The sequence below is a fragment of the Pseudoflavonifractor sp. An85 genome (assembly GCF_002161235.1).
Taxonomy (GTDB): domain Bacteria; phylum Bacillota; class Clostridia; order Oscillospirales; family Oscillospiraceae; genus Enterenecus.
This window is the reverse complement of the sequence record NZ_NFHE01000017.1, coordinates 56,753-63,226: the sequence shown is the minus strand read 5'-3', so window position 1 is coordinate 63,226 and position 6,474 is coordinate 56,753. Positions and strand designations below refer to the sequence as shown.

Here is a 6,474-nt window from a genome sequence, read left to right as displayed (position 1 = left end):
TGTGGGCTGGCTTTTGCATACCCAAAACGCTGCGGAAGTTCCACATACTGGATTCGTTTTTGCTGTTGAGAGTAAAAAAGGATGTGCCACAAAACTTACGTTTTGCGACACATCCTTTTCAATGGCCTCAAATAGATCGGCCGTTCTAAAAACAAAGAAGGTATGTTGGCATTAAAAGAGTGAATAACTGTCATCTATTTTGCTTCGTCATCAATAGCACTCAAATAGTCCATGACATTTTGCATATCACCATTTTCAGTCTGATAGAAGAATGGATCTTTTCTAATGTATTGGGGGCCATTTAGTATGAATTCACTGACAACATTCCCGTGTTTATCTGAGAACGACATCGTAAACCCACTCCCCATTCTAAGCAAAGATATCCCATCCTTGTGGAATGAACTGCTTTGAATGTTTTCCACAATATAATCAATATCCTCTTGTGTGGAGATCGTGAATCTATGGCCTGTAAAACCACTACGGACCGTGATAACAGATATCTCTTCTGAGCTTACTGATGAAAGAAACACAGTTTCACCATGATACCAAATATAAGTAACGATCACTAGAAGAGCTAACACGCCAATGGCCAATACAGATCTTTTCTTCATCATTTCACCTTCTTCTCCAAAAATATATGGCTAGTCTAACATTGATACCTTTGATACATCAACCTCTTGCCTCACTCTCTGGTACACCGCCTCATTTCAACGGCTGAAAATACAAGCATCCCCAGAATCACGAAAGCAAAAATAATCGTACTCAACATGACAGCACTCTTTTCGGAGATACCTGGAATCAGACACACAATAAGACTTATGATTCCCCCTAGCACCAACAATCTACCGCCAAACCGTTGCGACTTCATCCACGCATCCTCACTGGACTGTGAATATTCCATTTTCACACCAGAAACTCGATTTCTTTTTAATTTTGGGAGATAGTTTCCAATCATGATGAATAAGACGGACAACACAAGATAAGCTGTTCTAAGGATAAAAAGGGTATCTGGAATCGAATTATGTAGCATGACAGAAGTGAAATACAGGGACAGTGCGGAAAAGAATATGGTCAGAAAGGTTTGATTGTATGCCATGAGTTTTTCCGTTGTCTGTGTGTTATTGTTTTCTTGAGCCTTTCCCATGGCCAAAACCATCTTTTTCAAGAGAACCCCAAGTAAAAGTCCACAGTAGCCCAAAGAACAAAGGAGCAGGGCTTCCACAGAGAGCCTGGACGCAAATCGATCCGCAATTCCATCAAAGGAATAATGCACCGGTATTTCCGGGGGTAAATACCGGTAGATGGAGGCGTAAACGAGAAAAGGAACCGCAGCAAGGACGAGATCAGGAAGGATGGAGCCTGTTGTTTCCTTGTGTTTCATACTCACACCTCTTGTTTGGACACCTGTGGCGTATCCTCAGGCATCCGTTGGATCCCCGATGTGAATTGACTGACCCACCCTAACATATCTTGCAGCACCGTGGTGTCAATTTCATAATAGATAAATTGTCCGCACCGACAATCTCTCACCAGCTCTGCATGTTTTAACACAGACAGATGTCTGGATATGGATGCGTTGGAAATTGAAAAGTGTTCCGCAATGTCTCCCGCCGACATTTTTCCGTTTCTTAGAAGCTGCAAAATCTCCCGACGCGTGGGGTCTGACAATGCTTTCATGGTCTCTTGCAGTCCCACCTGCACCACCTCCCAGATATATATTTAGCATTTTGGCTAAATACTAAATATAGTGTACTCCCGCACATCCGTGTTGTCAATACAGGATAGGTGTCTATCATTGGATACACCGGGGATTGTTTCAGCAGCTAAATCAAACCAAGCGGAGTACCCAATGCTCGGGTACTCCGCAATTTGACTCATTTCTGTGGTTCAGAATAAAGGGCTCGATCCAGCTGCTTTTCTTCCGTCGCTGCCACCAACGTGGTAGCCGTCGCAGCACCGATGACATTGGTGGCCGTGCGGGCCATGTCAACAATGCTGGAAATGGGGGCCAGCAGGAAAATGATTTCCACAGGCAGTCCAGCGGCCACAAATACTGCAGTTGCTGTGATGGTGGCCGTTCCAGGAACACCTACACTGCCGATGGCCACCACCATAGCCAGGACAACCAGGAAAACATACTGCATGGGCGAGTAGGATAGGCCGAGAACGTGAATGGCGAAGACGGCAGACAGTACCGGCCAGATGCCAGCGCATCCGGGCATACCCAAATTGGCTCCCAGGCTTGCCCCAAAGGAGGCAATGTCTTCGTTGACACCCAGCTTTTTCAGCTGGGCAACCGTGACCGGGATGGTGCCAATGCTGCTCTGGGAGGTGAAGGCAACCACACCCGCAGGCCAGAGCTTCCGGAAAAAGGCCAAGGGACTGAGCTTGCCGATGACACGCAGCAAGATGCTTTCCACCGCAAGCAGCTGAATGGCGCACAGAACATAGGTGAGAACCAACACCCCCAGGAGGGGCAGCAAATCGGCGACGGTGCTGCGGCTGACAGCACGGGCAATCAACGAGAGCACCGCATAGGGCGTAAAGGAAATGACGATGCTCACCACCATACCCATCACGTGGTTTCCAGCGTCGATGAATGCCTTGAAAGGTGCAATCTGCTGGGCATGTTCCTTGCTCAATTTGTTGAACGCAATGGCAACCAGCACAAAAAACAGGACCAAAGGGACCACTTCCCCATTTGCCCAGTGTTCCGCCAGATTCTTGGGAAACAGGCCAATCAAGGTGTCCAGAATGGACGGCACTTGGGCAGCCTCGTAATCCGCTGCCAACTCATAGCTAAATCCCGATCCGATCCCTGTGGCCGTAGACACAACGAGTGTCAGGACGCTGGCAAGTAGGGTGTTGAGCAGCAGAAACAGCACTGTTTTCAGGCCAATGTTTTTCAGACGAATGGACGAGCCGAGGTTTGTGATGCTGGATACGATGCTGAACATCAGCAGCGGAATGACCAGTGCAGAAATCACACGGGTATAGATGGTACCAAACGCCGCCACATAGGTATAGTGACCGGGGAACACCAGGCCGACCACCACACCAAAGGCGGTGGCCAGAAGGGTTCGGACCCCAAAATCCCATTGACGCTTCCGGTCCAAATAGTACAGCAGTGCAAAAAACGCCAGGGTCAGCAACAGTGCGCCCCACTCCAAAGGTTCAAAATTCATGATTCTAGTTTCCTTTCTATCTGAGTTTGTCTGTGGTTGGGCTTGTGTGCCGACATCGTTTCATTCCTATATTTTGTCCCACCATGTTTCATCACATCCTGTTCCATTCGCATTTGTCCTTAGGTATAGAAAAACCCGGGAGTATACCGATACTCCCGGGTAAATCAAGCTGTGAGGTGTCCGTTTATGCTGCAACTGCCAAAGAACGGAGGGCAACACCAAATAACGTCACAACCGTATTAAGTCCCCGGGCGTGGCGCATTTGACAACATTTCACAGATGCAAAATACTGGTTCTTCATGGTGTTTCCCCCTTTCTTTCGATTCAAAAAGTGATGGTTGGATGATACACGAATTATCCCACTATGTCAATAGGCATAATAGATTTTAGCTAACTTCTCTATGATGTTCTCTGTGGGAATGCGCTTTCTGTATACCCTAACCATTCATCCGCCCCCATAAGGTGGGCGATCTAGGACCCTATACTATTTCTATAAAACTCCAAAAAGTCCGCAAACAGCTCTTCATTCAATGCAAACGCCTGCTGTTTATCCATATGTTCATGGATGTATTCCACTCTTGTCTCTGCTGTCAGCTCATGGGTCTCAAAATACTCCGAAAAACCCTCATTGAACTGTGCCACATACTCCCGTGCCTCATTTGAGTAATACACAAAATTGTGTCCACTATCCTCAAACAGACAGAACTGGAAACGAGGATCATTGGCATATTTCTGGTGGTACAGATCATAGCCATATTCCGATAACACAGTGGTGTCATCTTGGCTGTGAACAATGTAAACCGCTGCATCAGATTTTTCAAAGCCTTCCGTGGCTGTGGTATCGGCGTATTCTCCAAATTTGATTTTTTCATACAGCCTGACATATGGGAGAAGTATGTTTATCACGTCGCCCACCATTTGTCGGCCCTGTGCTTCAATCAAATCTGTCGAACGATTAAACCCGGAGCAAGAAACCACCGCTTTGATTTCCGGGCAGAGACTTAGTACATTTGCCACCGAATATCCACCCCAGCTATGACCAAACAGGCAAATGGGATACTCCTTCAACTTGGCATCTGTTTTGACATATGCAATGGCCTGCTCCAGATCTTCTACGCCCTGGGGAATTCCCCTTACTGACTTTCCCTCGCTGTTGTCATTTCCGGTTGCATCATAGGAAAAGACCAAAAAACCGTTGGATGTAAAATAATGGGCCACATCCATATATGAGTTTTGTCCACCCCCACCCAGACCATGTGCCAAAACTATAATCCCTTCATATGACTGGACACCTTGGTGTGTGTATAAGTAACCCGCCAACTCATTTTCCTCTTTGGATTGGAAAGAAACCCGCTCCACTTCCAATCCGTCAAACTCTGAGATATCTCTGAGATACGGCTCTTCCGTTTCGTAGCGTCCAAATGTCATTTCGTATAAAACCGCTGAAATGGAAAACGGAATCACCGTCAACAGCAGCACAACTACGACACATATCACTCCAATAACTTTCTTTTTCCCTTTCATTTTCATTTCATATCTTCCTTTTTCAGTTTGCTAATCTCCTGCCATTTATCCGTTTCTACAACTCTCTTTGTAAATACACCATATCCACCAGCTGAACCCCACACTCATAGATGGGATGGTCGTAGTGGTCGGTGAAGAAGTTCTTGACCAGGTGGTGCCTTTGGAATCCACAAGCCTCATAAAACCGAATGCTCAAGGGACTTTCCCCAGTGCCCACTTGAAGCGCACCATACTGCCCTCCATAGGTTTCAATGAGGAACTCCACCAGAGCTTTGCCGTATCCCCTGCCCTGAAACTCTGGCTCCACGGCAATGTTTTTCAGTTCCAGAACTCCGCCACCCTCGTCGGTAACCACACATTCCGCTTTTATCCCGTTGTCCTCCAGCACATACATGGTCCCTCTCTCCAGATAGCGGTCAACCATATTCTCTTGTTCATCCGCCAATAAGAGTAATGTGAGGTACTGCTTTTTATCCGTTTCCACCTTTCGAATTTCCATGTCTACCTTCACCGTTTTTCATAAATGAGATCTACAATCCCGTTATACTGTTCCGTGCCCACCAGCTTCAAAGGGAATTCTTGTTCCATCTCTGGAAACAGCCGCACACCTTTCCCCAGCACGGTGGGAATCATCGACAGCCACAGTCGGTCAACACGTTCCTCTTTCAGAAGCTGTCCGGCCACGGATGCACCGCCACAAATCCAGATGACCCCCTCCCGTTTCTCCTTCAGCTTATCCACCAGAGCTGTGAGTTCTCCATTCCAGAAGTGGATTCCCTCCCGGTCTGCTTCCTGCCGATGCGTTACCACATAGCAGGGATGGCCCTGATAAGGCCAATTCCCCGGGGCAAGCTCCGTAACGATTTGATGATAGGTAGTCCAGCCCATCACAATGGTGTCCACCGCGGCATAAAATGCAGAATAACTTCCAAGGGCATCCGGCTGGCTGCCGTCCCCGTCCAACCAGTTCACACCTCCCTGCTCGTCTGCGATATATCCATCCACGCTCATGGCGAGGTATAAAACGGTTTTCCCCATGGATCCCCCTCCTTTTTACCTATTATACCCAACAGTCACAAAAAACACAAGGTGGAAAGAAACAGGACAAACTGTTGTCCTATTTCTATGGTATAATACAGAAAAAATAAGGAAGACGGTTCAAACTCGGGCAGATGAAAACCGTCATTTGGCATCCGATCAGGAGGGCGTTATGAAAGGATTTACTCGTACCGAACCCCGTTTCTCTCTGTGTGGGCTCAACTGTGGCCTTTGCAGTATGCATCTCGGCGGCTATTGCCCCGGCTGTGGAGGCGGAGCATGGCAATCAGAGTTGTTCCATAGCAAAATGTTCCCTGGAGCACAGCGGTATTCCATTTTGCTGGGAATGTCCCGAGTACCCCTGTCCCCACTACAAAGGTTTTGATGATGGAGATTCTTTTGTTCCTCATCGAAACCGACAGAAGGATATTTCGCAGGCCCAATCTTTCGGGCTAGAAGCATACCTGGACCAACTGGATGAAAAGCGGGCAATTCTGGACAAGCTTCTGGCCCATTACAATGATGGGCGTCGTAAAACCTTTTTCCATACCGCAGTTTATCTCCTCCCCCTGGAGGATTTGCGCTCTGTGATGGCTTCTTTGGAACATCGTCCTGAACAGGCAGGGTACCCCATCAAGGAACGGGCGCACGCTGCTGTAAACTTACTGAAAGAGTCGGCTGATCTCCGAGGAATAAGCCTGAAGCTAATTAAGAATCCAAAGTAGAC

At 47.5% G+C, this 6,474-nt stretch carries 8 protein-coding genes; 1 reads left to right on the top strand and 7 read right to left on the bottom strand.

Annotated elements, in window-relative coordinates; genetic code table 11:
- Positions 1-194 precede the first annotated feature (194 nt).
- The 7 genes from B5G37_RS09270 to B5G37_RS09240 all read right to left on the bottom strand — a co-directional run bounded on the left by B5G37_RS09270 (position 195) and on the right by B5G37_RS09240 (position 5,747).
- Complete coding sequence (locus B5G37_RS09270; protein WP_087256718.1) at positions 195-614, bottom strand: hypothetical protein; 420 nt, start codon at positions 612-614, stop codon at positions 195-197.
- 68 nt (positions 615-682) lie between these two features.
- Positions 683-1,381, bottom strand: a complete 699-nt coding sequence (locus B5G37_RS09265; protein WP_087256714.1) for an SdpI family protein — start codon at positions 1,379-1,381, stop codon at positions 683-685.
- Positions 1,382-1,383: 2 nt separating this feature from the next.
- A complete protein-coding gene (locus B5G37_RS09260; protein WP_087256712.1) occupies positions 1,384-1,695 on the bottom strand; it encodes an autorepressor SdpR family transcription factor in 312 nt (103 codons plus the stop codon).
- Positions 1,696-1,874: 179 nt separating this feature from the next.
- Positions 1,875-3,185, bottom strand: coding sequence for a dicarboxylate/amino acid:cation symporter (locus tag B5G37_RS09255; protein WP_087256709.1), 1,311 nt, complete (start codon positions 3,183-3,185; stop codon positions 1,875-1,877).
- Positions 3,186-3,656: 471 nt separating this feature from the next.
- The gene (locus B5G37_RS09250) at positions 3,657-4,715 is read right to left on the bottom strand and encodes an alpha/beta fold hydrolase (RefSeq protein ID WP_087256707.1); all 1,059 of its coding nucleotides are present in this window, start codon (positions 4,713-4,715) and stop codon (positions 3,657-3,659) included.
- Between the two features lie 49 nt (positions 4,716-4,764).
- Complete coding sequence (locus B5G37_RS09245; RefSeq protein WP_087256705.1) at positions 4,765-5,208, bottom strand: GNAT family N-acetyltransferase; 444 nt, start codon at positions 5,206-5,208, stop codon at positions 4,765-4,767.
- An 8-nt stretch (positions 5,209-5,216) separates the two neighbouring features.
- On the bottom strand, positions 5,217-5,747 hold the full coding sequence (locus B5G37_RS09240) for a dihydrofolate reductase family protein (protein ID WP_087256703.1): 531 nt from the start codon (positions 5,745-5,747) through the stop codon (positions 5,217-5,219).
- 224 nt (positions 5,748-5,971) lie between these two features.
- Between B5G37_RS09240 and B5G37_RS09235 the strand changes: the two genes are divergently transcribed.
- On the top strand, positions 5,972-6,472 hold the full coding sequence (locus B5G37_RS09235; RefSeq protein ID WP_343229706.1) for a DUF3795 domain-containing protein: 501 nt from the start codon (positions 5,972-5,974) through the stop codon (positions 6,470-6,472).
- Positions 6,473-6,474 lie beyond the last annotated feature (2 nt).

Bases quoted from the DNA above. Each gene is read 5' to 3' on its own strand.
- B5G37_RS09270 (WP_087256718.1), bottom strand. From the start codon at position 614: ATGATGAAGAAAAGATCTGTATTGGCCATTGGCGTGTTAGCTCTTCTA.
- B5G37_RS09265 (WP_087256714.1), bottom strand. From the start codon at position 1,381: ATGAAACACAAGGAAACAACAGGCTCCATCCTTCCTGATCTCGTCCTT.
- B5G37_RS09255 (WP_087256709.1), bottom strand. From the start codon at position 3,185: ATGAATTTTGAACCTTTGGAGTGGGGCGCACTGTTGCTGACCCTGGCG.
- B5G37_RS09250 (WP_087256707.1), bottom strand. From the start codon at position 4,715: ATGAAAATGAAAGGGAAAAAGAAAGTTATTGGAGTGATATGTGTCGTA.
- B5G37_RS09245 (WP_087256705.1), bottom strand. From the start codon at position 5,208: ATGGAAATTCGAAAGGTGGAAACGGATAAAAAGCAGTACCTCACATTA.
- B5G37_RS09240 (WP_087256703.1), bottom strand. From the start codon at position 5,747: ATGGGGAAAACCGTTTTATACCTCGCCATGAGCGTGGATGGATATATC.